Raw genomic sequence first — 26,852 nt, forward strand, 5'->3', positions numbered from 1 at the left:
CACATTGTGGACCTTCAAAAGCCATTCAGCCTACCGGAACCCGCAGGTATTCGGGCTGCAGATAGTTGAACCACAGCAGGATCATTTCCACCAGGATCGTGACCAGCACCAGCAAACCCACGCCCCAGACGCTGGCCGAATACAGCAGGCCCTGTTCCTTCTTCAAGCCCATGAACTTGGGCAAGCCGACGAACAGCAGGAACGTCGAATAGACCGAAGCGGCCAGCAGGACCGCCACCGCCAGCCAGCGGCTCGGATACACGCCGAAGATCCCGGCCAGGAAGTACGGGGTAGCGGTGTAGGCGGCGAACCCGATGCATTGGTTGACCGTGGGCCGGACTTCGAAGGTGCGCGACATCCAGCGGATGAACAACCCCATCAGCGACACGCCGACCACGATGGTTACGTACAGCAGCACGCATAGCTGTAGTGCGCTGGCGTGGCTGAGTCGCACGGTTTCGTTCTCGGCCAGGCTCCAACCGGTCCAGGTGGTACCGATGAACAGGCACACCGCCGGGATCAACGCGAGCAACAGCAGATGCGCCAGGTAATGGTGGGGATGAGCCTGCTCTTGCTCGCGAATGTCCCCCCAGGCGAATTCGGGATGGGTGAACAGTTTGACGAAAAGCACGGACATGACGACCTCCTGATCAGGACAGCCTCTGCATGAGGCTCATACGGTTATGAGGTACAGGATTGGCCAGGGGTTTCATTTATTTGGCCGGTCCGGGCGACGGCGCGATAAAGGGAATGATTCGAAACGGCGGGGGTCAACCCATCAGCATCCATGAAGGACTGTATGCCATGACTGTTGCCCATTCCCTGATCGAGTACATGCGCGAACATGACTTGCGCCTGACCACCGCCGAGTCCTGCACTGCGGGGCTGATCGTCACGCTGTTGGCCGAAGTGCCGGGCAGCGGTTCGCTGATCGAAAGCGGCTATGTGGTGTATTCCCCAGAAGCCAAGCAACGCCTGCTCGGGGTCAAGCCACGAACCATCGACACCTTCAACCTGACCAGCCGTGAAGTCGCCGAGGAAATGGCCCTCGGCGCCCTGCGCGACGCCAACGCCAACGTCGCGGTCGCCACCACCGGCCTGCTCGGGCCGGACGACAAGGACGGTATTCCCGCCGGCACGGTGTGTTTTGCCTGGGCGTTCGAAGTGGACGGGCAACGCGCGCTGTTCAGTCGCCGGGAGCGGTTCTTCGGCGATCGTTCCCAGGTACAACGTCTCTCCAGTGAGTACGCCTTGCAACAGATACCGGGCTATCACCAGCGGGCTTTGACGGGCGACCGTCGATAGGGAGGACCGTCATGACCGACGAATACGACCAGGACGACCACCGTAGCCGCGAGTTCCCGGTGCGCGAGGACATGGCATTCCAGCACAAGGTCTGGCGTTTCGAGCGGGTGGGTTGGTACGTGTTGGTGCTGCTGGTGATCCTGACCCTGCTCGGGTTGTTTTCCCGTGGCCCGCTGAGTAGCCGCGAAATGCACAGCGCCGACGGCAACATCGGTGTCGAGTACGAGAAATTCCACCGCAACGGCTCGACCAATCCGATGATCATTCGTCTGAAGGGCGCGCCTGGCGCCGTGCTGGAGGTGGAACTCGGGGGTGACTGGCTGGAAGGGTTCGACGTGCAGAGCGTGCAACCGCAGCCCATGCGCTCGGCGGCCGCGGGACCGGGCATGAAAGTCTGGCTGCAGGCGGATGGCGAGGGGCAGGCCAACCTGCACCTGTCGTTGCTCGGCGAAGGCCTTGGCACCTATCAAACCCGCATCGCCACGTCCCATGGCGCGGTGGTGACGTTCAATCAATTCATCTTTCCTTAGGTGACGTATGGATTCGGTACTGCGCGCCGCCGCGATGTACGCGGTATTGATGGTGTTGTTCAAGATCGCCGGGCGTCGTTCTCTGGCGGAGATAACCACCTTCGACTTTGTGCTGTTGATGATCATCGGCGAGGCGACCCAGCAGGCGTTGCTGGGGGATGACTTTTCGATGACCAACTCGTTCATGGTCATCGTCACGCTGATTGCCATCGACGTCGGGTTTTCGTTGCTCAAGCTGCGCTCCGATTGGGTGTCCCGGCTGATAGACGGCGGCCCGACCATCATCGTCGAGGACGGGCGTATCTTGGAGGGGCGCATGCGCCACGCCCGGCTGATCGAGGCAGACATCATGGAAGCGGCCCGCTCCAGCCAGGGCATCGAGACCCTGGACCAGATCAAGTTTGCGATTATCGAGCGTAACGGGAAGATTTCGGTGATTGCCAAGGAGTGATCCGAAGGACGCTTCTGTGGCGAGGGAGCAAGCTCCCTCGCCACGGGATATGTGCGTGTGCCTACAGGATCGGCTTGCCCCCCGTCACCGCATACCGCGAGCCCGAGATGTAGCTGGACTCATCCGACGCCAGCAGCACGAAGATCGGTGCCACTTCCACCGGTTGGCCGGGGCGGCCCAGCGGCGTCTGGGACCCGAAATTCTGCACTTCTTCCTCGGGCATGGTGGCGACGATCAGCGGCGTCCAGATCGGCCCTGGCGCGACGCTGTTCACGCGGATACCCTTGGGCCCGAGCATCTGCGCCAGGCCGCCGGTGAAGTTGGCGATGGCGCCCTTGGTCGTGGCATACGCCAGCAATGTCGGCTTGGGCATGTCGGAATTGACCGACGTGGTGTTGATGATCGAGCCACCGGTCTTCATGTGCGGAACTGCGGCCTGGCAGATCCTGAACATCGCCGTGATGTTGATATCGAACGTGCGGACCCATTCCTCGTCGGGGATTTCTTCCAGACTCTCATGGGTCATCTGGAACGCGGCGTTATTGACGAGCACGTCGATACGCCCGAAGCGCGCGACGGTGTCGTCGACGACCTTGCGGCACTGGGCCTTATCGGCGAGGTCACCCGGAAGCAACAGGCATTGGCGCCCAGCTTCTTCGACCCAACGAGCGGTTTCCTTGGCGTCTTCATGCTCGTTCAGATAAGAGATCGCCACGTCCGCTCCTTCACGGGCGAAGGCAATCGCCACGGCGCGCCCGATGCCGCTGTCCGCACCGGTAATCAGCGCGATCTTGTTCGCCAGGCGTCCGGAGCCTTTATAGCTTTGTTCGCCGCAGTCCGGGTAAGGGTCCATTTTCTGCTGGCTGCCCGGTACGGGTTGTTGTTGCTTGGGGAAGGGCGGGGTTGGGTAATTGGCCATAATCGTTCTCCATGGCGAGTGGTTGCGATGGAGGGTGGACTTCGGGCTTTCCAGCAGAGTTCGGTTGGATTTTCCCGTCGGTCGATGAGCGTGACCGGCAGCGGTTCGTCGACTGACCCTACGTCCGGGTGAACGTGGGTAAGGCCGTCTATTCAAATGTCAGGAAAGATTCAACAGGAGAAACAGCATGTTCAGTCACATACAGATTGGCGCGCGGGACCTGCCGAAAATGGTCGCATTCTATGATGCCGTGCTCGGCTGCCTGGGCTTGGTGCGCATGGAGAGCGAGGATGACTCGGGGCCACCGGGGGAGGGTTGGCATCAGCCCGGCAAGCACTGGCCGCAGGTGTTTGTCCAGGTGCCCATCAACGGGCTGCCGGCGACGTGGGGCAATGGCATGCAAGTCAGTTTCGCTGCTGAATCACAGGAAGCGGTACGCAACGCCTGGCAGACGGCACTCGACATGGGCGGTTTCGACGAAGGCGCGCCGGGCCCGAGGCCGCAATATTCGAAGGACTATTACGGCGCCTATTGCCGTGATCCGGAGGGGAATAAGTTGTGCTTTGTGCATACGCCGGACATGCATGACTGACACCAGCATGGTCTGAGATTGGTGCCTTTGTGGCGAGGGGATTTATCCCCGCTGGGTCGCGCAGCGGCCCTGTTTTTTGCGGTCGCTGCGCAACCGAGCGGGGATAAATCCCCTCGCCACAAGAGATTCGGTCAGGTTCGGGATTTCAGGCTGCGCTCCATCCGCGCAATCCCTTCCTCCAGCAACGCCCGTGGGCAGCCGAAGTTCAACCGCACGAACTGCCCCGCGTCGTCGCCGAAATCCAACCCGGCACTCAAGCCGACCTTGGCTTCCTTGAGGAAGAACCCCTGCGGGTCGTCCAGCCCCAACCCGGAGCAATCCAGCCACGCCAGGTAAGTGCCCTGGGGCACGGTCATGGTGATGCCTGGCAGGCGGGTCTTCACGGCTTCGACCAGGTAATCGCGGTTGGCTTGCAGATAGTCCTTCAAGGCCTCCAGCCACGGCCCCGCTTCGCTGTAGGCCGCACGGGTGGCCTCGAGGCCGAGGGCGTTGACGCTGTCGACCATGCCGGCCCTGGCCGCGTTGACCCGTTCCCGCAGTTTGGCGTTCTGGATGATGGCGAAAGAGGTCTTCAGGCCGGCGATGTTATAGGCCTTGCTGGCCGACATCAGGGTGATGGTGCGCTCGGCGATCTCCGCGCCCAGGGTGGCGGTGGGGATGTGCTTGCGGCCATCGAAGCACAGCTCGGCATGGATTTCATCCGAGATGATCCAGGCGTCCTGCTCGACACAGATGTCTGCAATTGCCTTCAATTCGCTGTGGCCGAACACCTTGCCCAGCGGGTTGTGCGGGTTGCTCAGCAACAGTGCGCCGCCGCCGTGCAACGCAGCTGTCAGCCCGGTCAGGTCCGTGTGGAATTCGCCGTTGAGCGGGTTGAACGGCAGCTCCACCTTCTTCAGGCCCCAGTTCCCCGGGGCGTTGCGCAGCGGCGGATAGTTGGGCACCTGCACCACGACGTTCTGCTGCGGTTCCACCAGCGCGTGCAAGGCCATGTTGAAGCCCGGCTCGACCCCTGGCAGGAAGAGGATCTGCTGGGGCTCGACGCGCCAGGCGTATTTGCTCCAGAGGTCGGCGACGATGGCGGCGCGCAGGTTGTCCTGGGCCACGCTGTAGCCGAGCATCGGATGCTCCAGGCGCTTGCGCAGCGCATCGACGACCACCGGTGGCGCGGCGAAATCCATGTCGGCCACCCACATCGGCAATACCTCGGCCGGGTAGCGGCTCCACTTGGTGCTACCGGTGCCGTGGCGCTCGAACACCTGGTCGAAATCGAAAGTCATGGTGGTTCCATCAGGTCGGGGAAGGGTGGTCGCCATGATAAAGCAAACTTCCGGCAGGAAAAGATCGAAGACCTCCCGAGGCAAATGTATCGCTGTGTATCCAGAGCCTTTGTGGACACGAAACGATTCCTTCAAGCCCATCGGCGACACACCCGAGATACCTCCCCGGCGTCAAATGAGCCCCATCGAGACAGCACACGCCGTCCCAGGTACTCACTCAAACGTCGGAGACATCGCCATGAACGTCAAGAACCTCAGCATCGCTTCCCTGTTTGCCATCCTCAGCCTCGGCGCTGTGGCAGCCAACGCCCAGGACGCCGTCAAGCCGCACACCTACATGTACGGCGACCACCTGGACATCGCCAAGGTGCTGTCGGTCAAGCAAGGGGCGGGGTCGGGCTGCGGCGTCGTCGAATCGCGCATGACCTACCTGGACTCCACCGGCGCGATCCGGGCGCTGGACTACAGCGCGATTGCCCAGGATTGCGGCCAGGACAACTGAGGCGTCGGCCTTCAAGGAGATCTACCATGTACACCACTTTGTCGAAGCCAGAAAACCTACAGCGCCACCGTCGCCGGTTTGCACCCACCGTCCTCGCATGCGCGCTGCTGCAACTGGGCGCGTTGGGATTGGCATCGTTCCAGGCAAATGCGGCCGATGTTCCCGCCACCACTGTCGGCACGATCATCCCGGGCAGCCACACTTCGTTCGGGCCGTTGAAGCATGTCAAGGCTGGCCTGTTGGACGTGGCCTACGCTGAAGTCGGTCCCGCCGACGGGCCGGTGGTGATCTTGCTGCACGGCTGGCCTTACGACATTCACAGTTATGCGGATGTGGCGCCGGCGTTGGCCGAGAAGGGCTATCGCGTGCTGATCCCCTATGCCCGGGGTTACGGCGATACACGCTTCCTGTCGGGCAAGACCCTGCGCAACGGCCAGCCATCGGCGCTGGCCAGTGACCTGATCGATTTCATGGACGCACTGAACATCAAGCAAGCCGTGCTCGGCGGCTATGACTGGGGCGCGCGAACCGCCGACATCGTCGCAGCATTGTGGCCGGAGCGTGTGAAAGCGCTGGTGGCGGTGAGTGGCTACCTGATCGGCAGCCAGGAGGCTGGCAAGGCTCCGCTGCCGCCGGCCGCCGAGTTGCAATGGTGGTATCAGTTCTACTTCGCGACAGAGCGTGGTCGCCTGGGCTACGAGAAGAACACCCATGACTTCGCCAAGCTGATCTGGAAACTGGCGTCGCCGAAGTGGAGCTTTGACGACGCGACCTTCGATCGAAGCGCCGCGGCCTTGCAGAACCCCGATCACGTGGCTGTCTCAATCTACAACTATCGTTGGCGCCTGGGGCTGCTGAAGGGCGAGGCCAAATACGCAGGGCTCGAAAAGAAACTCGCAACCTTTCCGTCCATCGCCGTGCCGACGATCACGCTTGAGGGCGACGCCAATGGTGCGCCGCATCCACCGGCAGAAGCCTATGCCAAACGCTTCACCGGTAAATACCAATATCGACTGATCGACGGTGGCGTGGGCCATAACCTGCCGCAAGAGGCACCGCAGGCCTTCGCCCAGGCTGTGATTGACGCAGACCATCTCTAAAGTCGCCGCAATAGCTGACAAACAAAATGCCCGGTGGCGAGGGAGCAAGCTCCCTCGCCACCGGGCTGGCATCCACTTCCAATCAAGCCAGGCTGAACGGCAACTGCCGCAGCGGTTTGCCCGTCAGGCTGGCAATGGCATTGGCAAACGCCGGGGCCAAGGCGGGGAGGCCGGGTTCGCCCATGCCGGTCGGCGGTTCGGCGCTGGGGATGATGTGCACGGCGATCTGCGGCATGTCGGTGATGCGCGGCACGCTGAAGTCGGCAAAGTTGCTTTGTTGCACGACGCCGTCCTTCAACGTCACCGCGCCACCAGGCAGGCACATTGACAACCCCATCAGCGCGGCGCCCTGTACCTGGGCTTCGACGCTGCGCGGGTTGACCGCCAGATTGCAATGCACGCCCGCCGTGACGTTGTGGAGCACCGGACGGCCATCCTGCACCGACGCCTCGACCACGTAGGCCACCACCGAGCTGAACGACTCATGTACCGCCACGCCCCAGGCTTGGCCGGCGGGTAGTTGGCGCTTGCCGTAGCCGCTCTTGTCCACCGCCAGTTGCAGCGCGTCACGATGGCGCGGGCTCTGCTCGCCAAACAGCTTCATCCGGTATGCCACCGGGTCCTGCTTGGTGGTGCGGGCGATTTCGTCGATCAGGGTTTCCATCACGAAAGCGGTATGGGTCGAGCCGACGCTGCGCCACCAGAGCACGGGCACGTTGAGCTTCGGATGATGCACGGTCAATCGCATCGGCAATGGATACGGATCGCGCATGCCCTCCGTGGCGGTGGGGTCGATGCCGTTTTTCATCTGCCCGGCGAACAGGGTGCCGGTGAGGATGGACTGCCCGACCAAGGCATGGTCCCAGGCCAGCACCTTGCCGCTGTCGTCGAAGCCGATGCGCGCGCGATGCAGGTGCATGGGGCGGTAATAGCCGCCCTTGATGTCGTCTTCCCGGCTCCACAGGGTGCGGATGGGCGCATCGAGCCCAGCGGCGCGGGCGGCCTTGGCGACTTCGCAGGCCTGCACGACAAAATCATTGGTGGGCACGCCGCGTCGGCCAAAACCACCGCCCGCTGTCTGCACATTCACCTGGACTTGCTCGGGCTTGAGGTTCAACACCTTGGCCGCCGCCGCGCCATCGCCGCCGGGGAACTGGGTGCCCACCCATAATTGGGCACGGCCCTCGGACAGTTGGACGGTGCAGTTCAGCGGTTCCATGGGCGCATGGGCCAGATAAGGGAATACGAACTCGGCCTCCAACTGGTGCGGCGCGGAGGCCAGGGGCTTCATATCGGCATCGAAGTGCAGCGGGCCGGATTGGCCAGCCAGCTCGCGGTACTGGGCCAGTTGTTTTTCCGTGTCGACTTTTTCGACCTTGGCCGCGTCCCATTCGACTTTCAGCGCGTCACGACCCAGCTTCGCCTGCCAGTAACCGTCGGCGATCACCGCGACACCTTCGGCACCGCCATCAAGCGGCACGCGCAGCACCGCTTTTACGCCTTTGGTGGCGCGTGCGGCGCTGTCGTCCAGGGAGGCGATGCGGGCGCCGAACACGGGGGGCCGTGCGACCACCGCCGTCAGTTGCCCAGGCAAATGCACGTCGATGCCGAAATCCTGCTGGCCGCTGCTCTTGGCCTTGGCGTCGAGGCGGTTGGTGGCCTGGCCGATGATGCGAAAATCCTTGGGATCCTTGAGCGTGACCTTCTCCGGCACGGGCATCGCCATGGCGGCTTCGGCCAGCTCGCCGTAGGTCGCCTTGCGGCCGCCCGGGCCCAACACCGTGCCGTTTTGCGTGGTCAGGCTGGCGGCGTCGACGTTCCAGCGCGCCGCCGCGGCGGCCAGCAGCATCGACCGGGCGCGGGCGCCCAGTTCGCGGTATTGGGTGTAGCTGTTCTTGATCGAATTGGAACCGCCGGTGAGGTGGATGCCAAAGGCCGGGTCCATGTAGGCCGCGTCGTTGCTGCCGTTGCGCGTGCGCACCAGGCTCCAGTCGGCGTCGAGTTCTTCGGCGAGGATCATTGGCAGGCCGGTCTGCACACCTTGGCCGAACTCCAGGCGATTGATCGTCACCGTCACTTCGCCGCTCGGCGCGATCTGCACGAAGGCCGAAGGTTGCTGGGTCGGCTTGAGGGGGCCTTCGCCCGCGCCATTGGCTTGCTGCCCAAGGGCCAGGTGAGGAAACGCACCCAAGGCCAGGCCGCCGATGCCGACGATCTTGAGGAAGCTGCGGCGGGGCAGGGTCGCTGGACCGTCCGCATCATCGCGCTCAAGCAGGTGCTGCAAGGCGCGCGGAAGTTCGGTTGGAAAAATCTCGTTGAGCATGGCGAACTCCCTGTCAGGCGAGGGCTTTGGCGGCATCAGCCACCGCGGCGCGGATTCGGGCATAGGTGCCGCAGCGGCAGATATTGCCGGCCATGGCCGAGTCGATCTCGGCCGGTGTCGGCTGCTTGCCCTTGGGCTGGGCCTTGAGGAATGCGGTGGCGCTCATGATTTGGCCGCTTTGGCAGTAACCGCACTGCGCCACGTCGTGCTTGACCCAGGCTTCGTGGACGGCGCTGCCCACCGGGTCGCTGCCATCGGTGGCTGCTTCAATGGTGGTGATCTTCTTGCCAACCGCCGCCGCGACCGGCGTCACGCAGGACCGGATGGCCTGGCCATCCAGGTGAACGGTGCAGGCTCCACACAAGGCCGCACCGCAGCCGAACTTGGTGCCGGTCATGCCCAGCGTGTCGCGCAGGGCCCACAGGATCGGGGTGCCAGGGTCTACGTCAACCGTGTGCTCACGGCCATTGATATTGAGGGCGCTCATAGTCGGACCAGCTCCAGATGGTTGGGCACCGATTACTATAGGAAGCATTGGGGACGATAGCTTGCACGATCCGGTCCGATGATTGCCCAATCTTGCAAATCACCAGCCGTTTGTTTGAAACGATCACGCCAAGATGTGGGCGCGGCATACCCTCGTATGGTATCGAGCGCGCCACGCCACGCCGCACACTCGTTCTCCAGGTGAACCGTTGTTCTGGCACAGGAAAGACGGTTCGCCCCATTCATGACAGGAGAGCGATCATGACGATGCATCAGCAAGACACCGCGCAAAAACAAGCGATCCAAGGGGTATCCGCGACCGAAGAACTGGTTCCGTCGCGCTACGCACTCAAGGTCGGCGACATCGATGTGCTGGTGGTCAGCGATGGCGTGCTGCCGCTGCCGACCTCGACCATGTCCACCAACGTCGACCCGGCCGCCCGCGCCGCGTGGTTCAAGGATATGTACCTCGGCCCCGACGCATTCGATTGGGCGCTGAACGTGCTGGTGGTGCGCAGCGGCGCGCAGACCCTGTTGGTCGACGCCGGGCTGGGCGGACAGTTCCCCGGCTTCCCGCGCGCCGGGCTGTTTCCCAAGCGGTTGGAGGCGGCCGGCATCGAGCTATCCTCCATCACCGATGTGGTGATCACCCACATGCACATGGACCACATTGGCGGGCTGCTGGTCGATGAGGTGAAGAACAGCTTGCGGCCAGATGTGAAGATTCATGTTTGTGCGACCGAAGTCGAGTTCTGGGCCAACCCCGATTTCTCACGCACTGTCATGCCTTCGCCAATACCGGAAGTGTTGCACACCACCGCGCAGCAATTCATGGAGGCGTACCACGACAAACTGCACACCTTCGAGCAGGAATATGAAGTGGCGCCGGGCGTGGTGGTCAAGCGCACGGGCGGGCATACGCCGGGGCACAGCGTGGTGCATGTGACGTCCGGCAATGAAAAACTGACGTTTGCCGGCGATGCCCTGTTCCCGGTGGCCTTCGACCATCCCGACTGGCAGAACGGCTTCGAGCACGACCCTGAAGAAGCGGTGCGCGTTCGTGTACGGCTGATGCAAGAAGCCGCGGCGAGCGGCGAGCTGTTCGTGGCCACTCACCTTTCGTTTCCTTCCGTGGGCCGGGTGGCGGTCAACGGGGATGCGTTTCGCTGGGTGGCGGGGTCTTGGGATTATTGAGTGTTGGCTGGGCCTGGGCGTTCGTCCGGGCCCGGCGATTTTGCTGCGCAGCAAAGCTGCCCCGACGGTTTTATTTCGAACTCAGTTGGACCGGCATCGTCTCGATCAGCCGACGCGAGCGGATCATCGATTGCGTTTGCTCGACGTAACGCTTGAAATGAGCAGACATGATGTGGGACTGGTAAGCCTGCTCATCTGCATAGATTTCGAAGAAATGGAGTTGATGCGGATGGTCTTTATCCGCCACCGAATAAATAGCGAGCACGCCAGGCTCCACCCGTGCGGAGATCTCCATCTCCTCCTTGACGATCTCGGTATAGCGCTCCAGTTGAGTCGGATCGATTTCCAGCTGCGCGATACGGACCACAGCCGTGGGAGGCAGGGTTTGCGCCGATGCCTCACTGCCAATCGCCAGGGTGGCTGATAACGCGCATGCATAAAACAGGTGGCTGAGCTTCATGGGGTCTCCTGACTGGTAGGTTCATACATTCGATCGAGCGACGCGATCCGGCATCCGGGATGCGCATCCGGGGAAAGGGCGGTTCACTATAGCGTGATGGTATGGCTGAACTGTTCCTGAACAGCGCTCAGCTATCCCGATTGCAGGCGTTGCCATCGTTGTACGTCCTGTTCTTGCCGCTCCTACTGCGGCCACTGCTCCAGCAGAATCGAAACAAACTTCTCCGCCGCGGGAGACAGCGATGCACCCCGTCGATAGACCAGGCCCAGCGAGCGGTTCACGACGGGCTCGATCAGCGGCACGCTGACCAACGTGGGATGGTCCTCGGCGGGCATTGCCAGGCTGGGCATCGCCGACACGCCGAGGCCGGCCTCGACCAACCCCAGCGAGGTGGACAGGTGCTGCACTTCGTAGAACCACTGCGGGCGCCAGCTCAGGCCGGACAGGGCGTGATCGAGCAGCATGCGGTTGCCGCTCAGGCGTCCAACCCCGATCAACCGATAATCGCTGAGTTCCGACCAGGTCACGGCACTGCGCGCTGCGAGTTCATGGTCCCGGCGGCAAGCCAGCACAAAGGGTTCGTTGACCAGGGGCACGAACTCGATATCCGGGTGTTGGCCGCTCATCATGTTGATACCGAAATCGGCTTCGCCGCGTAGCACGGCTTCCAATCCTTCGTTGGCGCTGAGATCCAGCAGGCGGATGCGGATCTTCGGATAGCGCTCGTTATAGAGCCGGATCACCGAAGGCAAGAAGTAGAACGCCGCCGTGGGGATGCAGGCCAAGGTCACGCGGCCGATCTGCCGCTCCGCCAGTTCGCGGATGTTGAGGATCGAATCGTCGAAGTCGTCCAGCAGGCGCCGCGCCTTGGGCAGGAAATCACGCCCGACGCTGGTGAGGCTGACCTTTCGTGTCGTGCGGTCGAGCAGGGCGGTGCCTAATCCCTCTTCGAGTTTTTTCATCCGTCGGCTCAAGGCGGGTTGCGACAGGTGCAGCGCATCGGCCGCCTCGTGGAAGCTGCCAAGTTCAGCGATTTTCACGAAAGATCGGATGTCCTGGAGCTCGTATTCCATGTTTTCTCTCGGTGGGATGGGCGGATTGACTGGCGTCGGATCCTAAGATAATTCTTTTGTGAAACACAATAATAGCTCCGATCTTTGCATTGGAATCACTTTTTAAACCCTGCCACTCTTGTGTCCTGAACATCAATTATCCAGATTGATCAACAAGAGTTACTGTTCATGCAACGAATTCCTTGTGTACTCATGCGCGGCGGCACTTCCAAAGGTCCGGTGTTTCTTGCGTGGGATTTGCCGACAGCGATCCCTGAACGTGACGAGTTGCTGCTGAATCTGATGGGCTCGGGCCATGAGCTGGAAATCGACGGCATCGGCGGCGGCAGCCCACAGACCAGCAAAGTGGCGATTGTCAGCCCGTCGCTGCACGCCGATGCCGACGTTGACTACCTGTTCGTCCAGGTCATGGTTTCCCAGCGTCGGGTCGATACCGCACCCAATTGCGGCAACATGCTGTGCGCCGTCGGCCCGTTTGCCATCGAGCAAGGCTTGGTCAAGGCAACGGGCGACCTGACCCGTGTGCGGATCCGCAACCTCAATACCGGAACGTTCGTCAATGCCGAGGTCCAGACGCCGGAAGGCAAGGTCAGCTACGAAGGCGACACCGCCATCGACGGCGTGCCGGGCACGGCTGCTCCGGTGCAACTGACCTTCCTTGATGCGGCGGGCAGCAAGACGGGCAAGCTCTTTCCCACCGGGCAATCCCTGGACCTGATCGACGGCATCCCGGTGACCTGTATCGACATGGCCATGCCGATGCTGATCGTCGAGGCGAGCCAGTTGGGCAAGCGCGGTGACGAAAGCCCCGCAGAGCTGGACGCGGACAAGGCGTTTTTGCAGCGCCTGGAATCCCTGCGACTCAAAGCCGGGCTCGCCATGGGCCTGGGCGATGTCAGCGACAAGGTGATTCCCAAGCCGGTGCTGGTGTCGGCGCCAAAGTGCGGCGGGACGATCCAGGTGCGCTACTTCATGCCGCACAACTGTCATCGCGCCTTGGCGATCACCGGCTCCATCGGCTTGGCGACCGCCTGCGTGACCGACGGCAGCGTCGCGGCCAATCTCATCGGTGGCGCCAGAGAGCCGCGTTTGCAGCGGGTGGGCATCGAGCACCCCAGCGGTGGTATCGATGTGGTGTTGTCCTACACCGGCGAAAAGGGTGAGACCATCCGCGCCTCGGTGGTCCGTACCGCTCGCAGGCTCTTTTCAGGTTTCGTCTACGCCACGGTTTCCCAGCGCCTGGCCGGATAACCCAGGCAGTCCTTGTCATTGCATCAGCTACTCAATAACAACAAGAGATCTGACATATGCTCGCTTTACTTGGCTTGGCCATGGTGGTGGTCTTCACCTTCCTGATAATGACCAAACGGCTGTCGCCGATCGTTGCTCTGACGATCGTGCCGATCATCTTCGCGGTGATGGGTGGTTTTGGCGGCACCACCGGCAAGATGATGCTGGACGGCCTGAAGATGGTCGCACCATCGGCCGCGTTGCTGCTGTTCGCGATCCTGTTTTTCGGCCTGATGATCGACGCCGGCCTGTTCGACCCGCTGATCCGCAAGATCCTCAAGCGGGTCAATGGCGATCCGATGAAAATCGCCGTGGGCACGGCCCTGTTGTCACTGCTGGTGGCACTGGACGGTGACGGCACGACCACCTACATGATCACCTGCGCGGCGATGTTGCCTTTGTACAAGCGCATCGGCATGAATCCGATGATCCTGGCGACCGTGGCGATGTTGTCGCTGAGCATCATGAGCGGCATGACGCCTTGGGGTGGCCCGGCGACCCGCGCCATCGCGGCACTGGGCCTGGATGCCGGCGAGTACTTCGTGCCGTTGCTGCCGACCATGATCGGTGGCGCGATGTGGGTGGTGTTCACGGCGTTCCTACTGGGCCGTGCCGAGCGCAAGCGCATCGGCAATATCCAACTGCAAAGCGGTGGCGGTGATTGCTATATCAAGGCGATCCTCGAAGACACCCCGCACAAGCGTCCGAAACTGGCCTACGTCAACCTGCTGCTGGTGGTCGCGGTGATGGTCGCGCTGGTGATGGGGATAATGCACTCGGCAATCCTGTTCCTGATCGGCTTCGTGCTGGCGCTGGTCATCAATTATCCCCAACTGGACATCCAGAAGGAGCGCATCCTCGCCCATTCGGGCAACGCCATGACCGTCGTGCTGCTGGTATTCGCGGCGGGGATTTTCGCCGGGATATTTTCCGGGACGAAAATGGTCGACGCCCTGGCGCAAACCCTGGTCGACTGGATTCCGCCTTCCTGGGGCCATCTGTTCCCCCTGGTGGTGGCAATCACCAGCATGCCGCTGACATTTGTATTGTCCAACGATGCCTACTACTTCGGGGTCGTGCCGATCCTCGCAAACGCCGCTGCCGCCTATGGGATCCATCCGGTCGAAATCGCCCGGGCGTCCATCCTCGGCCAACCGGTGCACCTGATGAGCCCGCTGGTGGCTTCGACCTTGTTGCTGGTGGGCATGGTCGACCGCGACCTCGGTGACTTCCAGAAAGCCACCATCCAATGGGCCGTGCTCACCTCCTTGGTGATTACCGCGCTGGCCTTGTTGACCGGGGCGCTGACGCTGTTCTCCTGATTCACCCGACATCACGTTGCCTGATCGCCTGACGCACCCTCCGCACGCGGGTGCGGGCTGGCCTGCACCCAATAAAAACAATGAGTAGCCAGACATGAACACTTTGCTTACCCGCGGGGCTTTGTTTCCGATCCTTGGGCTATTGCCCCTCGCCACGGCCAGCGCCGAAGGTTTCATTGATGACAGCAAGCTCAAGCTGCAACTGCGCAACGTGTACTTCAACGAGAATTTTCGTGATGAGCACGGCATCAGCCCACGGTCGGCGAGGACCGCCAAAAGCGAACGCACCGAATGGGCTCAGGGCTTCCTGCTCGACTACCAATCGGGTTTTACGCCGGGCACTGTCGGCTTCGGGGTCGATGCATTGGGCCTGCTCGGGGTCAAGCTCGACTCCGGGCGTGGCCGCAGCGGCACTGGTCTGCTACCGGTTCACGATGACGGCCGTGCCGCCGACGAATTTGCCAGCGCGGGCATGACCGCCAAGGCCCGACTGGCCAAGACCACGGTCAAATACGGCACCTTGCTGCCAAAAACTCCGGTGCTGATCTACAACGATGCGCGGTTGTTGCCCCAGACCTATCAAGGGACCCAGATCAGTAGCAATGACATCGACAACCTCACGCTGACGGGCGGGCACGTGGAGCGTTTCAAGCTACGGGACTCCAGCGACAGCATGCCGATCGTGCCCGACGGTTATGGTGGCGACCAGTCAGGCGATTTCAGCTATGCCGGTGGCGACTACAAGCTGACAAAGAACCTGCGCTTGAGCTATTTCCATGGCGAACTGGAGAACTTCTACCGGCAGCACTTCGCCGGGATCCAACACGATTTGCCGCTGGGCCCCGGCGTGCTCACCAGCGACCTGCGCTATTTCAACAGCGCCGATTCCGGCTCGGCCTACGGCGGTAAAGTCGACAACGAGATGCTCAATGGCCTGTTGTCGTACGCCGTGACCGGCCACACGTTCAGCGCGGGCTACCAGAAACTCAGCGGCGAAGCGGGGCTGCCCTACATCAGCGGCGCCACCGTGTATTCCTTCAGCAACGTCGGGATCGGCAAGTTCATCGAGGAAGACGAAAAGACCTGGATGCTCGGTTACGGCTACGACTTCGCTCGCCTTGGCATGCCGGGCCTGACATTGACCAGCCGTTACCTCAGCGGCAACGACGGCAAGTCCAACAGCACCGTGAAGGAGTGGGAGCGTGATGCCGAAATCGCCTATGTCGTGCAGCAAGGCACGTTCAAAGGCCTGGGCGTGAAACTGCGCAACTATGTCTATCGCTCCGATTTTTCCCGGGGGCGCGACAGCAACCGGATCTACGTGACCTATGACGTGGCGCTTTGGTAGATGATGCTGTTCACTTGAGAACCATGATGGACCCGTGGCGAGGGAGCTTGCTCCCTCGCCACGGGGCATTGTTCTCAAATGCCCCATCGGGGCTTTGACGGCCCATTGTCGAGTGGATTTTGTATTCCAACGAGCAACTCGTCGATTTCAAGCACACCGATGCCCGCGTTCGTGGCGTCCCGCAAAGTCTGCTGAACAGGTCTCGTAAAACGGTGGTTTGTACCAGGCAGCCTATGCTTTTAACGGTTTATGCACGGTTTCCAAGTGTTGTAATAAAGCCATGAAGAAGATGTGCTTTTTACTTCCCGGCCCCCAATGGACATCCTGACAAATGCCTGCACCGTTAACTTCCGTAGAGACGAGTTCCGAGCTGCCGACGCACGCTGATGTGGTCGTGATTGGCGGCGGCATCATCGGGACCTTTACCGCCTATTACCTGGCCAAGCGCGGCATGAAAGTCGCCCTGGTGGAAAAAGGCCGGATCGGTGCCGAGCAATCGAGTCGAAACTGGGGCTGGTGCCGGCAACAGAATCGAGACGCCCGTGAGTTGCCGCTGTCGACCAAGAGCCTGGACCTGTGGGAGCAGTTCGCAGCGGACTCCGGCGAGGACACCGGCTTCAAGCGCTGTGGTTTGCTCTACTTGAGCAACAGTGAGAAGGAGCTGGACGGCTGGGCGCAATGGGGTGAGTTCGCCCGGACCGTGAATGTCAAAACCCATATGTTGACGGCGGAACAGGCTGCTCAACACGGTCGAGTGACGGGCAAACCCTGGAGGGGCGGGGTGTTTTCACCGACCGACGGCACCGCTGACCCGTCCCGCGCGGCACCGGCGGTGGCGCGGGCAATCATCAAGCTGGGTGGCACGGTGCATCAAGGGTGCGCGGCGCGTGGCCTCGAGACCGAGGGCGGACGGCTGTCCGCCGTCGTGACCGAGAAGGGCACCATTCGCACCCCTCTTGCTGTTCTCGCGGGCGGCGCGTGGGCCTCGTCGTTCTGCCGGCAGTACGGCATTCGTTTTCCCCAGGCGACCATTCGCCAGACCGTAATGGCGGTGTCCAAGGGCGCCCCGGAGATCCCGGATGCGCTGCACACCGCCGACATTTCCATGACCCGGCGCTCGGATGGCGGCTTCACCCTGGCAATCAGTGGCAGGGGGCGGGTTGACCCGACGCCGCAACTGCTGCGTTTCGCCCCGCAGTTCCTGCCGATGTTCCAGCGCCGCTGGCGCAAGCTGGCGCCCGGTGGCTTGCAAGGGTTCCAGGCGGGACACGAAGGCCTGGGTCATTGGCGCCTGGACCAGCCCACCCCGATGGAGAGAATGCGGATCCTGGATCCCAAGGCAGATGCCCGGGTGGTTGAATTGACGTACAAACGTGCGATCGACCTGGTGCCGATGCTGAAGGCCTCATCGATCACCGGAGCCTGGGCCGGTTATGTCGACAGCACGCCTGACGGTGTCCCGGGGATCGGTGAAATGGCGGAGCTCCCGGGCCTGGTGCTGGCGGCGGGGTTCAGTGGCCACGGTTTTGGCATCGGCCCGGGCGCGGGTCATCTGATCGCCGATATCGTCACGGGCATGGCCCCCCTGGTTGACCCACGACCCTATCATCCGGACCGTTTCCAGTCTTCGTCCTGGGGCAAGGTCGCGGAGTTCTAGAGACGCGGAAATCTCACTGGCAAGACATCAAACGGGCGCACCCGCAGGGGCTGCGCCCGTTCTCGTTGTGCCGGCGCAGATTCTGCCGCACGCCGCGGTTCAAGAGGCTTTGCGCGCACCATAAATGGCCCCGGACGCCTTGAAAAAGGCCCGGATGCCCAGGCATGGCGCATCCCGCACAGTCTGCTGAGCGGGCCCCGAAAAACGGTGGTTTGTGCCAAGCGACCTATACTTTTAACGGTATATGCGCGGTCTCATGATGCTGTAATAAATCCGTGATGCAGCGTCGCACCTCCACCTCCAGAACGGTGCAATCGCTTGCCCCTCATGACCTCCACCATCACTCAGGACTGCACTCATGAGCTTCCTTCGCCCCAAGTTCATTACCTTTGACTGTTACGGCACGTTGACCAATTTCCAGATGGGCACCATGACGCGCGAGCTGTTCGCCGACCGGGTCCCTGCCGAGCAAATGGAGCAGTTCGTCAAGGATTTCTCGGCGTATCGCCTGGACCAGGTGATGGGTGACTGGCGGCCCTATGATGAGATTCTCAAGACAGCCCTGGCGCGAGTCTGCAAACGCTGGGGCGTCGAATACAAAGGCGAAGGTCAGCTCTACTACGATGCCGTACCGACCTGGGGCCCGCATGCCGACGTGCCGGCCGGCCTGTCGAAAATCGCCGACAAGATTCCCCTGGTGATTTTCTCCAACGCGATGGACGAGCAGATCATGTCCAACGTCGACAAGCTCGGTGCGCCTTTCCATAAAGTCTTCACCGCCCAGCAAGCCCAAGCCTACAAGCCACGCCTGGCCGCCTTCGAGTACATGCTCGATAACCTCGGCTGCGGGCCGGAGGACGTCCTGCACGTGTCTTCGAGCTTCCGCTACGACCTGATGTCGGCCCACGACATGAAAATCAAGCACAAAGCCTTCGTGGCCCGTGGTCATGAACACCCGGCGAACGCGGCCTTTGGTTACCACCAGATCCCGGACATCGGCGGATTGGCCGGGCTGGTCGGTCTCTGAGTTTCTGAGCTCTCTTCAAGGCTAAAGGGGTTTTGACATGGGCAGTGAGTCCTATTGGCTCGATACCGCACCGGCGTTCACCGGTGCCCAGCTCGGCGCGTTGCCCGGGCAGGTCGACGTGGCCATCGTCGGTGGTGGTTTCACCGGCCTGGCGGCGGCCCGGGCCCTGGCCTTGAAGGGTGCCAGCGTGGCGGTGCTGGAAGGCGGGCGGGTGATTGGCGAGGCGTCGGGGCGCAATGGCGGCCAGTGCAACACCGGCGTTGCCCAAGACTACGCGGCCCTCAGTGCCAGCCTCGGCGCCGATAAGGCGCGCGCTTATTACCAGGCTTATGAAAGCGCGGTACAGAGCGTTGTCTCGCTGGTTGAGCAGGAGCGGATCGCCTGTGATCTCAAGCGCAATGGCAAGCTCAAGCTGGCCGCCAAGCCGATGCATTACGAAGGCCTGGCGCGCACATGCGACTTGATTCGCCGCGAGGTCGATGCCGAGGTCGAGTTGTTATCCGCCCAGAAGACCCGTGCTGAAGTCGACTCGGCCCAATTCCATGGCGGCTTGCTGCAGCGTAACGGCGTGCAGATGCATGTCGGACGCTTCGGGGTCGGGTTGGCCGAGGCCGCTGCGCGTCACGGCGCGTTGATTTTCCAGGGCGTGTCCGTGACGGACTGGAAAGCCAGTGCGAGCGGTTATCGGGTCAACACCACCAAGGGTTCGCTGCAGGCCACGCAAATCCTGCTGGCCACCGGAACCTGCCAGCAGGGCGGGTTGGGCTGGTATCGGCGCAGGATCGTGCCGGTGGGCAGTTTCGTGATCGCCACCGAGGTGTTGCCCCAGGCCTTGGTCGACCGCCTGCTGCCGGCCCATCGCTCGTATGTCACCAGCCGCATGATCGGAAATTACTTTCGCCTGACGCCGGACAACCGCCTGCTGTTTGGTGGGCGTGCGCGGTTTGCCATGTCGGATAGCGTGTCCGACGCCAAGAGCGGCAAGGTCTTGCACGCGGCGATGGTGCAGATGTTCCCGCAACTGGCCCACGTGAAGGTCGATTATTGCTGGGGCGGGTTGGTGGACATGACTTCCGATCGGTTGCCCCGGGCCGGCCAGCATGGCGGGGTTTATCACTCCATGGGCTACAGCGGCCATGGCGTACAGATGTCGGTGCACATGGGCCAGGTCATGGCCGACGTCATGGCTGGCAACCTGGAGGCTAACCCTTGGCGCGAGCTCGATTGGCCGGCCATCCCCGGGCATTTCGGCAAGCCCTGGTTCCTGCCGCTCGTGGGGGCGTATTACCGGCTTCAGGACTATTTGCATTGAGTTAGTGGGGACGCTTCACGTTTCACCACGTTGCGTTAATCGCGAGCCATCGAGCCTTATCACTTCCGAAAGGTAGAACTGACATGACTGACAAGAAAAACAGTATCGACACCCAGCTGGTAACAGGTACGGAAAGTCTGCGCATTTTCGAAGGGCTCAATCGCGGCATGTCACGCCGCAATGCATTGCAGATGCTCGGTTTGGCCGGGGTAGCGGTGGCCGGTGCCGGCAGCCTGTTCGGCACCGCCGGCAAGCTGTTCGCCGATGACGAGGCCGCAAGCCCTGGCAAAGGCAAGCCGGGCGGGCGGATCCGCGTCGCCGGTTCGACCAGTTCCACCGCCGACACCCTGGACCCGGCCAAAGGTTCGTCCTCCACCGACTACGTGCGCCATTACATGTTCTATAACGGGCTGACGCGTTTCGACAGCCATATGGTCCCGCAGCTGGAGCTGGCCGAGCGCATCGAAACCACCGACGCTACCCTCTGGGTGATCAGCCTGCGCAAGGAAGTGACGTTCCATAATGGCAAGGCCCTGACCGCCGCCGACGTGGTGTTCTCGTTGTTGCGCCACAAGGACCCGATCACCGGTTCCAAGGTCCTGCCGCTGGCGTCGCAGTTCGCCGATGTGAAAGCCGTTGGCACCCACGAAGTGCAGATACAGTTGAGCGGCCCCAACGCTGAACTGCCGTCGGTGCTGGCCGTCTCGCACATGCTGATCGTGCCCGAAGGCACCAGCGATTTCAGCCAGGGCATTGGCACCGGTCCGTTCAAGGTCAAGGAATTCAAGCCCGGCGTGCGTTCCGTGGGGGCGCGCAATGCCAATTACTGGAAACCCGGCTTGCCGTACCTGGACGAGATCGAATTCATTGGCATCGCCGACGAATCGTCGCGGATCAACGCGCTGTTGTCGGGCGACGTGCACATCGTCAACGAGGTCAACCCACGCTCGACCACACGTATCAAGGCCAGCGCCAAGCACCGGGTCATCGATTCGCCGTCGGGCAACTACACTGACCTGATCATCCGCCAGGACCAGATGCCGGGCCAAAGCCCGGAATTCACCCAGGCCATGAAGCTGTTGCTGGACCGTGAGCAGATCAAGTCGGCGATCTTCCGTGGCTACGCCCGGGTCGGCAACGACCATCCCATCGCACCCGGTGCGCGTTTCTATAACGCGGAGTTGCCACAACGGGCCTACGATCCGGAAAAGGCCAAGTTCTTGCTCAAGAAGGCCGGCATGGAAAGCATCAGCATGCCGTTGATGTGCTCACCCGCCGCGACCGGTTCGGTGGATGTCGCGGTGTTGCTGCAGCAATCGGCCAAAGAGGCCGGGCTCAAGCTCGACGTCAACCGGCTGCCCAGCGATGGCTACTGGTCCAACCATTGGGCCAAGCACCCGCTGAGCTTCGGCAACATCAACCCGCGTCCGAATGCCGACATGATCTTCTCGCAATTCTTCCAGTCGACGGCCCCGTGGAACGAGTCGGGCTGGAAAAACGAGCAGTTCGACCAGCTACTGGTACAGGCGCGAGGGGAAACCGACGAGGCCAAGCGCGGCAAGATGTATGGCGACATGCAAGCCCTGGTGCATGAACACAGCGGGATTGGCGTGCCGGTGTTCATCAGCAACATCGACGGCGCCGACCAGCGTGTCAAAGGCTATGGCGCCAACCCGTTGGGCGGTTTCATGGGCTACATGTTCGCCGAGCAAGTCTGGCTGGACGCCTGATGACCGTCGGGTTCACGCTGCATTGCATGAGGGGCGGCTGATGAATAGCAACACACTGTGGTTGATTGGCCGACGCCTGGGGGCGGCGGTCCTGACCTTGCTGATTGTGTCCATGGTGGTGTTCGCCATCACGGCGGTGCTGCCGGGCGACGCGGCGCAACAGTCCCTGGGCCAGTTCGCGACACCGGAACAAGTCGCCGCGCTGCGGGCGAAAATGGGTCTCGACCAGCCCGGTGTGTTGCGTTACCTGCACTGGCTGACGAGCCTGCTCAGCGGTGACCTGGGGATGTCGATTTCCAATGCCATGCCGGTCGTCGATCTGATGGCCGGCCGGGTCCCCAACACCTTGATGCTCGCGGCGGCCACGGCATTGGTTTCGGTGCCGGTGGCGTTGACCCTGGGTATCGGCTCGGCCATGGGCCGGGGCGGGCGCATCGACAGTTTCCTGAGTTTTTTCACCCTGACCATGGTAGCGGTGCCGGAATTTCTGGTGGCCACCCTGGCGGTGCTGATATTCGCGGTAAACCTGGGTTGGCTGTCGGCGTTGTCCTACGCCAGTGACATCACCTCACCCTGGCAATTCATGCGCACCTACGCCTTGCCGGTGATGACGCTGTGCTGCGTGATTGTCGCGCAGATGTCGCGCATGACCCGGGCGGCGGTCATCGATCAGCTCGACAGCCCCTATGTGGAGATGGCCCGGCTCAAAGGCGTGAGCAATGTCCGCATCGTGCTTCGCCATGCCTTGCCCAATGCCATCGGGCCCATCGCCAATGCCATCGCCCTGAGCCTGTCCTACCTGCTGGGCGGGGTGGTGATCGTCGAAACGATCTTCAACTACCCCGGTATCGCCAGCCTGATGGTCGACGCCGTGACCAACCGCGACATGGCCCTGGTCCAGGGCTGCACGATGTTGTTCTGTACCGCTTACCTGGCGTTGGTGCTGATTGCCGACCTGTGCGCGATTCTTTCCAATCCGAGGCTGAGAAACCAATGAACAATCTCATTGTGAAATCCCCGCCTGCGGCCGCAGCGCTGGGGTTGGGCAAAGACCCCCATGGCGCGTCCTGGCTGGGCCTGGCCGGCGCCGCGATGTGTGCGATCTGGCTGTTGGTGGCGATATTCGGCCCGTGGCTGGCGCCGCACCCGGTGGGTGAGGTGGTCTCTGACAATGTCTTCGACAGCTTCAGCGCCGCGTACCCGTTCGGCACCGATTACCTGGGCCGTGACATGCTCAGCCGGATTCTCGTCGGCGCACGCTTTACCGTCGGCCTCGCGCTGGTAGCCGCGGTGCTGTCCAGCACGTTGGGCACGAGCCTGGCCTTGCTGTCGGTGGTGTCGCCAAAGTGGTTGGATGAGCTGATCAGCCGGCTGATGGACGCGTTCATTTCGATCCCGAGCAAGATGCTCGCGTTGATCATGGTTTCGGCTTTCGGTTCCTCGGTCACATTGCTGATCTGTACGGCGGTGCTGAGCTATACCCCCGGCGCCTTTCGCATCGCCCGTAGCATGGCGGTGAATATCGAAGCCCTGGAATACGTGCAAGTCGCCCGCACCCGGGGCGAGCGCCGACTGTACATCGCCTGCGTGGAAATCCTGCCGAACATCCTCAACCCGGTGCTGGCGGACCTGGGTCTGCGCTTCGGTTTCATCGTGCTGCTGCTCAGCGGCATGAGTTTCCTCGGGCTGGGCGTGCAACCGCCGGACGCCGACCTTGGCTCCCTGGTGCGCGAAAACATCGGTGGCCTCAATCAGGGCGCGCCGGCCATCGTGATTCCGGCCCTGGCGATTGGCACCCTGACCATCGGCGTGAATCTGTTCATCGACCGGGTGTCGTCGCGGCGCAATCGACGTACGGGAGGCCATTGAGATGAGCGAATTGATTCGAGTCGAGGGCTTGCGAGTCGTGGCCTGTGGCGAGCGTGGAGAAGTCGATATCGTCAAGGGCGTCAGCTTTTCCCTGGAAAAGGGTGAAGTGCTGGCGTTGATCGGTGAATCCGGCTCCGGCAAGACCACCATTGCTCTGGCGCTGCTCGGGTATGCCCGACGCGGTTGCCGGTTGGCCGGCGGCAGCGTGCACGTCGGTGAGCATGACATGCTGGCGCTGAACGACAGCCAATTGCAGAAGCTGCGGGGCAACCGGGTGTCGTACATCGCCCAGAGCGCCGCAGCGGCGTTCAATCCGGCGAAAAAACTCATTGATCAAGTGGTGGAGGGCGCATTGATCCACGGCCTGGGCAGCCGGGCCGAGCTTGAAACCAAGGCAGTCGAACTGTTCCGCGACCTGGCCCTGCCGGACCCGGATCGCATCGGCCAACGCTATCCGCACCAGGTGTCCGGCGGGCAACTGCAGCGGGTGATGGCGGCCATGGCATTGATCAGCGATCCGTTGCTGGTGGTGCTCGATGAACCGACCACGGCGCTGGACGTAACAACGCAGATCGATGTGCTGCGGGCCTTCAAGCGAGTGGTCCATGAGCGCGGGGCGACGGCGGTCTATGTGTCCCACGACCTGGCGGTCGTGGCACAGATGGCTGACCAGATTGTCGTACTCAACGGCGGTGAAATCTTCGAACACAGCGCTACGGCACCTTTGCTGCAAGGGCCGTCCCACGAATACACCCGCAGCTTGCTGGCGGCGGCGCGCCCGGACACGACGATTCGTCCACCGGCCGACATCGCGCAAGAAACACCGTTGCTGACCATCCAGGGACTGACCGCCGGCTACGGCAACAAAAATGCCCAGGGCATGCCCGCCATTCGCGTGCTGGAAGACATCGACCTGACGATCCGCCGAGGCCAGGCCATCGGCGTGATTGGCGAGTCGGGCTCTGGCAAATCGACCTTGGCCCGAGTGGTGGCGGGGCTGTTGACACCGGCCCTTGGCGGCTTGACCTTCGATGGTCAACCCTTGGGTGGCAGCCTGTCGTCACGCACTCACGAGCAGTTCCGACGCATTCAAATGGTTTTCCAGAATGCCGACACCGCGCTCAACCCGATGCACAGCGTCAGCACCCTCCTGAGTCGTCCGTTGAAGATGTATTTCGGCCTCAAGGGCACGGCGTTGCGCGAGCGTATCGGTGAGCTGCTGGACCTGGTACGTTTGCCGCGCACGATGGCCGACCGGCGGCCGAACGAGCTGTCCGGCGGGCAGAAACAACGGGTCAACCTGGCCCGGGCCTTGGCGGCCAAGCCGGACCTGATTCTCTGCGACGAGGTGACTTCGGCGCTGGACACGGTGGTCGGAGCGGCGATCCTGGAACTGCTGCGCGACCTGCGCCAGCAACTCGGGGTGTCCTATCTGTTCATCAGTCACGACATTTCCACCGTCCGGGCCCTGTGTGACGACATCGTGGTGATGTACAGCGGCCACAAGATCCAGGCCGGGACCCGCGACGCCTACGCACAAGCACCGTTCCATCCCTACACCGACCTGTTGATCCATTCCGTGCCGGAACTGCGTCAGGGCTGGCTGGAAAGCTGCGGGGCAACGACGTGCCAGACATTGCCGACCCTAGGGCCCCGAGCCAATGTGCCTGGCTTGTGCACCTTCCTCAGCCGCTGCCCGGTGCGGGTGGATGGCCTCTGCAATTGTGTCGCGCCAGAGCGGCGGACCATCGCCGGCGGCAGTGAAATTCTCTGCCACCATGACAGCGCCGAACTGATAAAAACCCAGCAATCGAACCCTCTGACCGTGGCGGCGTACGCATGAAACCCAGGGCACTGGAAATTCTCAAACGGCTGATGGCCTTCGACACCGTCTCCTCGGAGTCGAACATGGCCTTGATCGAGTATGTACGGGACTTGCTGCTGACCAAGGGCATCGAGTCGCTCATCGTCAAGGATGAGACGGGCAAGAAAGCCAATCTGTTTGCCAGCGCCGGACCACGGGATGTGCCGGGCATCCTGCTGTCCGGTCATACCGATGTGGTGCCGGCGGCGGGGCAGGCCTGGACTGTCCCGGCGTTTGAGGCGACGGTGCGGGACGGGCGGATTTATGGGCGTGGCAGTTGCGACATGAAGGGTTTCATTGCGCTGGCCATCGACGCCATGCTCGACGCCACGGAGGAGCCCTTGAGCCGGCCATTGCAATTGGCGCTGTCCCATGACGAAGAGATCGGTTGCGTCGGGGTGCGGCGCCTGCTGGATGTGCTGCACCTGGCACCGGTCCGGCCGTTCCTGTGCGTGATCGGCGAGCCGACCCAAATGCAATTCGTGCTCGGGCACAAGGGCAAGGGCTCTTACCGCACCTACTGTCGCGGCCTCGAAGCGCATTCCTCCCTGGCGCCACGCTCGGTCAATGCGATCCACGTGGCCTGCGATTTCATCGCGGCGCTGCGCCTGAGCCAGCAACAGTTGCAGGAGCAGGGCGCCCAGGATACCGGCTACGACGTGCCCTACAGCACCGTGCATGTCGGGCAGATTGTCGGCGGCAAGGCGCTGAACATCGTGCCAAACCTCTGCACCCTGGATTTCGAAGTGCGTAACTTGCCGGCGGACAACCTCGACCGGTTCCTGGAGCAAATGACCGAGCGGGCGGATTTGATCGTGCGCGAAGCCAAGAAGCTGTCCAGCGTGGCTGCCATCGACATCGAGACCTTGAACGTCTATCCGGGTCTCGACACCCACCCGAGCGTCGAAGCCGTGCGTTTCCTGAAAAACTTTGCCGCCCCGGACACCGGCACCGCCAAAGTCTCGTTCGGCACCGAGGGCGGGTTGTTCAAGCAACGCCTGGACGTACCGGTGGTGGTCTGTGGCCCCGGTTCGATAGAACAGGCGCACAAGCCTGACGAGTTCGTCGAGGTCAGCCAGATGGACGCGGGCGAACGTTTTCTGCAAGGGTTGTTGGGTTCGATGCGCGCTCGGTAGTGCCACGGTAAAGCGTGCCGTCGAAGGCTGAAATTCAGCATTCACGGCTGTAGGGCCGGCGTTTTCAGCATCCTCGTCCAGG

25 protein-coding genes are annotated in these 26,852 nt (G+C 62.2%); 18 read left to right on the forward strand and 7 right to left on the reverse strand.

Annotation, left to right across the window (positions count from 1 at the left end; translation table 11 throughout):
* Positions 1-25: 25 nt before the first annotated feature.
* On the reverse strand, positions 26-637 hold the full coding sequence (locus Q7C33_RS09070) for a Yip1 family protein (protein ID WP_030140615.1): 612 nt from the start codon (positions 635-637) through the stop codon (positions 26-28).
* A gap of 167 nt (positions 638-804) precedes the next feature.
* On the opposite strand from Q7C33_RS09070, the gene Q7C33_RS09075 reads away from it, so the two are divergent.
* From Q7C33_RS09075 to Q7C33_RS09085, 3 genes are read left to right on the forward strand one after another with little or no spacing between them, the layout of a single operon-like run.
* Positions 805-1,305 (forward strand): CinA family protein, encoded by a 501-nt coding sequence (locus Q7C33_RS09075; RefSeq protein WP_181288788.1) that lies wholly within the window; start codon positions 805-807, stop codon positions 1,303-1,305.
* 11 nt (positions 1,306-1,316) lie between these two features.
* Entirely contained in the window at positions 1,317-1,835 is a 519-nt protein-coding gene (locus tag Q7C33_RS09080) for a hypothetical protein (protein ID WP_323154822.1), read from the forward strand.
* Positions 1,836-1,842: 7 nt separating this feature from the next.
* Positions 1,843-2,286, forward strand: a complete 444-nt coding sequence (locus tag Q7C33_RS09085) for a DUF421 domain-containing protein (protein WP_030140618.1) — start codon at positions 1,843-1,845, stop codon at positions 2,284-2,286.
* A gap of 61 nt (positions 2,287-2,347) precedes the next feature.
* Here Q7C33_RS09085 and Q7C33_RS09090 read toward each other — a convergent pair whose 3' ends face one another.
* Entirely contained in the window at positions 2,348-3,205 is an 858-nt protein-coding gene (locus Q7C33_RS09090) for an SDR family oxidoreductase (RefSeq protein ID WP_030140619.1), read from the reverse strand.
* Between the two features lie 187 nt (positions 3,206-3,392).
* Here Q7C33_RS09090 and Q7C33_RS09095 point away from each other — a divergent pair, with 187 nt between their 5' ends.
* Positions 3,393-3,797 (forward strand): VOC family protein, encoded by a 405-nt coding sequence (locus tag Q7C33_RS09095; RefSeq protein WP_030140620.1) that lies wholly within the window; start codon positions 3,393-3,395, stop codon positions 3,795-3,797.
* A 131-nt stretch (positions 3,798-3,928) separates the two neighbouring features.
* On the opposite strand, the gene Q7C33_RS09100 is transcribed toward Q7C33_RS09095, so the two are convergent.
* Entirely contained in the window at positions 3,929-5,077 is a 1,149-nt protein-coding gene (locus Q7C33_RS09100; RefSeq protein WP_407683247.1) for a MalY/PatB family protein, read from the reverse strand.
* A 238-nt stretch (positions 5,078-5,315) separates the two neighbouring features.
* On the opposite strand from Q7C33_RS09100, the gene Q7C33_RS09105 reads away from it, so the two are divergent.
* Together Q7C33_RS09105 and Q7C33_RS09110 are read left to right on the forward strand one after the other, a co-directional pair.
* A complete protein-coding gene (locus Q7C33_RS09105) occupies positions 5,316-5,579 on the forward strand; it encodes a DUF2790 domain-containing protein (protein WP_407683248.1) in 264 nt (87 codons plus the stop codon).
* Positions 5,580-5,605: 26 nt separating this feature from the next.
* Entirely contained in the window at positions 5,606-6,679 is a 1,074-nt protein-coding gene (locus Q7C33_RS09110) for an alpha/beta fold hydrolase (protein WP_217859583.1), read from the forward strand.
* 82 nt (positions 6,680-6,761) lie between these two features.
* Here the strand turns inward: Q7C33_RS09110 and Q7C33_RS09115 are convergent, their stop codons facing one another.
* Positions 6,762-9,002 (reverse strand): xanthine dehydrogenase family protein molybdopterin-binding subunit, encoded by a 2,241-nt coding sequence (locus Q7C33_RS09115; RefSeq protein WP_407683249.1) that lies wholly within the window; start codon positions 9,000-9,002, stop codon positions 6,762-6,764.
* Between the two features lie 13 nt (positions 9,003-9,015).
* Positions 9,016-9,489 carry a (2Fe-2S)-binding protein gene (locus Q7C33_RS09120; RefSeq protein ID WP_030140625.1) on the reverse strand — a complete coding sequence of 158 codons (474 nt, stop codon included), beginning with the start codon at positions 9,487-9,489 and terminating at the stop codon, positions 9,016-9,018.
* Positions 9,490-9,749: 260 nt separating this feature from the next.
* Here Q7C33_RS09120 and Q7C33_RS09125 point away from each other — a divergent pair, with 260 nt between their 5' ends.
* Positions 9,750-10,682 (forward strand): MBL fold metallo-hydrolase, encoded by a 933-nt coding sequence (locus Q7C33_RS09125; protein WP_407683250.1) that lies wholly within the window; start codon positions 9,750-9,752, stop codon positions 10,680-10,682.
* A gap of 70 nt (positions 10,683-10,752) precedes the next feature.
* Here Q7C33_RS09125 and Q7C33_RS09130 read toward each other — a convergent pair whose 3' ends face one another.
* The gene (locus Q7C33_RS09130) at positions 10,753-11,142 is read right to left on the reverse strand and encodes a putative quinol monooxygenase (RefSeq protein ID WP_030140627.1); all 390 of its coding nucleotides are present in this window, start codon (positions 11,140-11,142) and stop codon (positions 10,753-10,755) included.
* 182 nt (positions 11,143-11,324) lie between these two features.
* Positions 11,325-12,215: a LysR family transcriptional regulator gene (locus Q7C33_RS09135; protein ID WP_030140628.1), complete on the reverse strand. Its 891-nt coding sequence runs from the start codon at positions 12,213-12,215 to the stop codon at positions 11,325-11,327.
* A 168-nt stretch (positions 12,216-12,383) separates the two neighbouring features.
* Here Q7C33_RS09135 and Q7C33_RS09140 point away from each other — a divergent pair, with 168 nt between their 5' ends.
* The 11 genes from Q7C33_RS09140 (at position 12,384) to argE (ending at position 26,770) form a co-directional block, all read left to right on the forward strand.
* Positions 12,384-13,466: a 4-oxalomesaconate tautomerase gene (locus tag Q7C33_RS09140; RefSeq protein ID WP_407683251.1), complete on the forward strand. Its 1,083-nt coding sequence runs from the start codon at positions 12,384-12,386 to the stop codon at positions 13,464-13,466.
* A 56-nt stretch (positions 13,467-13,522) separates the two neighbouring features.
* Positions 13,523-14,827, forward strand: coding sequence for a CitMHS family transporter (locus Q7C33_RS09145; protein ID WP_030140630.1), 1,305 nt, complete (start codon positions 13,523-13,525; stop codon positions 14,825-14,827).
* A gap of 94 nt (positions 14,828-14,921) precedes the next feature.
* The gene (locus tag Q7C33_RS09150) at positions 14,922-16,175 is read left to right on the forward strand and encodes an OprD family porin (protein ID WP_334597726.1); all 1,254 of its coding nucleotides are present in this window, start codon (positions 14,922-14,924) and stop codon (positions 16,173-16,175) included.
* Between the two features lie 331 nt (positions 16,176-16,506).
* Positions 16,507-17,832, forward strand: coding sequence for an NAD(P)/FAD-dependent oxidoreductase (locus Q7C33_RS09155; protein WP_407683252.1), 1,326 nt, complete (start codon positions 16,507-16,509; stop codon positions 17,830-17,832).
* A gap of 358 nt (positions 17,833-18,190) precedes the next feature.
* Positions 18,191-18,859, forward strand: a complete 669-nt coding sequence (locus Q7C33_RS09160; protein WP_030140633.1) for a haloacid dehalogenase type II — start codon at positions 18,191-18,193, stop codon at positions 18,857-18,859.
* A gap of 37 nt (positions 18,860-18,896) precedes the next feature.
* Complete coding sequence (locus Q7C33_RS09165; protein WP_407683253.1) at positions 18,897-20,171, forward strand: NAD(P)/FAD-dependent oxidoreductase; 1,275 nt, start codon at positions 18,897-18,899, stop codon at positions 20,169-20,171.
* An 83-nt stretch (positions 20,172-20,254) separates the two neighbouring features.
* The gene (locus Q7C33_RS09170) at positions 20,255-21,901 is read left to right on the forward strand and encodes an ABC transporter substrate-binding protein (protein WP_030140635.1); all 1,647 of its coding nucleotides are present in this window, start codon (positions 20,255-20,257) and stop codon (positions 21,899-21,901) included.
* Between the two features lie 40 nt (positions 21,902-21,941).
* On the forward strand, positions 21,942-22,898 hold the full coding sequence (locus tag Q7C33_RS09175; RefSeq protein WP_030140636.1) for an ABC transporter permease: 957 nt from the start codon (positions 21,942-21,944) through the stop codon (positions 22,896-22,898).
* Complete coding sequence (locus Q7C33_RS09180) at positions 22,895-23,770, forward strand: ABC transporter permease (RefSeq protein WP_334597724.1); 876 nt, start codon at positions 22,895-22,897, stop codon at positions 23,768-23,770. The genes Q7C33_RS09175 and Q7C33_RS09180 overlap by 4 nt, the downstream gene beginning before the upstream one ends.
* A 1-nt stretch (position 23,771) precedes the next feature.
* The gene (locus tag Q7C33_RS09185; protein WP_198798388.1) at positions 23,772-25,613 is read left to right on the forward strand and encodes an ABC transporter ATP-binding protein; all 1,842 of its coding nucleotides are present in this window, start codon (positions 23,772-23,774) and stop codon (positions 25,611-25,613) included.
* Positions 25,610-26,770 (forward strand): acetylornithine deacetylase, encoded by a 1,161-nt coding sequence (argE, locus tag Q7C33_RS09190; protein WP_198798389.1) that lies wholly within the window; start codon positions 25,610-25,612, stop codon positions 26,768-26,770. The genes Q7C33_RS09185 and argE overlap by 4 nt, the downstream gene beginning before the upstream one ends.
* Positions 26,771-26,852: the final 82 nt, after the last annotated feature.

It is taken from the genome of Pseudomonas sp. BP11-1-1 (assembly GCF_052112105.1).
Taxonomy (GTDB): Bacteria; Pseudomonadota; Gammaproteobacteria; order Pseudomonadales; family Pseudomonadaceae; genus Aquipseudomonas; species Aquipseudomonas alvandae.

Coding starts and splice junctions, on each gene's coding strand:
- Q7C33_RS09105 (WP_407683248.1), top strand. CDS start 5,316: ATGAACGTCAAGAACCTCAGCATCGCTTCCCTGTTTGCCATCCTCAGC.
- Q7C33_RS09170 (WP_030140635.1), top strand. CDS start 20,255: ATGACTGACAAGAAAAACAGTATCGACACCCAGCTGGTAACAGGTACG.
- Q7C33_RS09145 (WP_030140630.1), top strand. CDS start 13,523: ATGCTCGCTTTACTTGGCTTGGCCATGGTGGTGGTCTTCACCTTCCTG.
- Q7C33_RS09085 (WP_030140618.1), top strand. CDS start 1,843: ATGGATTCGGTACTGCGCGCCGCCGCGATGTACGCGGTATTGATGGTG.
- Q7C33_RS09075 (WP_181288788.1), top strand. CDS start 805: ATGACTGTTGCCCATTCCCTGATCGAGTACATGCGCGAACATGACTTG.
- Q7C33_RS09155 (WP_407683252.1), top strand. CDS start 16,507: ATGCCTGCACCGTTAACTTCCGTAGAGACGAGTTCCGAGCTGCCGACG.
- Q7C33_RS09180 (WP_334597724.1), top strand. CDS start 22,895: ATGAACAATCTCATTGTGAAATCCCCGCCTGCGGCCGCAGCGCTGGGG.
- Q7C33_RS09175 (WP_030140636.1), top strand. CDS start 21,942: ATGAATAGCAACACACTGTGGTTGATTGGCCGACGCCTGGGGGCGGCG.
- Q7C33_RS09080 (WP_323154822.1), top strand. CDS start 1,317: ATGACCGACGAATACGACCAGGACGACCACCGTAGCCGCGAGTTCCCG.
- Q7C33_RS09140 (WP_407683251.1), top strand. CDS start 12,384: ATGCAACGAATTCCTTGTGTACTCATGCGCGGCGGCACTTCCAAAGGT.
- Q7C33_RS09130 (WP_030140627.1), bottom strand. CDS start 11,142: ATGAAGCTCAGCCACCTGTTTTATGCATGCGCGTTATCAGCCACCCTG.
- Q7C33_RS09095 (WP_030140620.1), top strand. CDS start 3,393: ATGTTCAGTCACATACAGATTGGCGCGCGGGACCTGCCGAAAATGGTC.
- Q7C33_RS09110 (WP_217859583.1), top strand. CDS start 5,606: ATGTACACCACTTTGTCGAAGCCAGAAAACCTACAGCGCCACCGTCGC.
- Q7C33_RS09150 (WP_334597726.1), top strand. CDS start 14,922: ATGAACACTTTGCTTACCCGCGGGGCTTTGTTTCCGATCCTTGGGCTA.
- Q7C33_RS09135 (WP_030140628.1), bottom strand. CDS start 12,215: ATGGAATACGAGCTCCAGGACATCCGATCTTTCGTGAAAATCGCTGAA.
- Q7C33_RS09070 (WP_030140615.1), bottom strand. CDS start 637: ATGTCCGTGCTTTTCGTCAAACTGTTCACCCATCCCGAATTCGCCTGG.
- Q7C33_RS09125 (WP_407683250.1), top strand. CDS start 9,750: ATGACGATGCATCAGCAAGACACCGCGCAAAAACAAGCGATCCAAGGG.
- Q7C33_RS09165 (WP_407683253.1), top strand. CDS start 18,897: ATGGGCAGTGAGTCCTATTGGCTCGATACCGCACCGGCGTTCACCGGT.
- Q7C33_RS09090 (WP_030140619.1), bottom strand. CDS start 3,205: ATGGCCAATTACCCAACCCCGCCCTTCCCCAAGCAACAACAACCCGTA.
- Q7C33_RS09185 (WP_198798388.1), top strand. CDS start 23,772: ATGAGCGAATTGATTCGAGTCGAGGGCTTGCGAGTCGTGGCCTGTGGC.
- Q7C33_RS09160 (WP_030140633.1), top strand. CDS start 18,191: ATGAGCTTCCTTCGCCCCAAGTTCATTACCTTTGACTGTTACGGCACG.
- argE (WP_198798389.1), top strand. CDS start 25,610: ATGAAACCCAGGGCACTGGAAATTCTCAAACGGCTGATGGCCTTCGAC.
- Q7C33_RS09115 (WP_407683249.1), bottom strand. CDS start 9,002: ATGCTCAACGAGATTTTTCCAACCGAACTTCCGCGCGCCTTGCAGCAC.
- Q7C33_RS09100 (WP_407683247.1), bottom strand. CDS start 5,077: ATGACTTTCGATTTCGACCAGGTGTTCGAGCGCCACGGCACCGGTAGC.
- Q7C33_RS09120 (WP_030140625.1), bottom strand. CDS start 9,489: ATGAGCGCCCTCAATATCAATGGCCGTGAGCACACGGTTGACGTAGAC.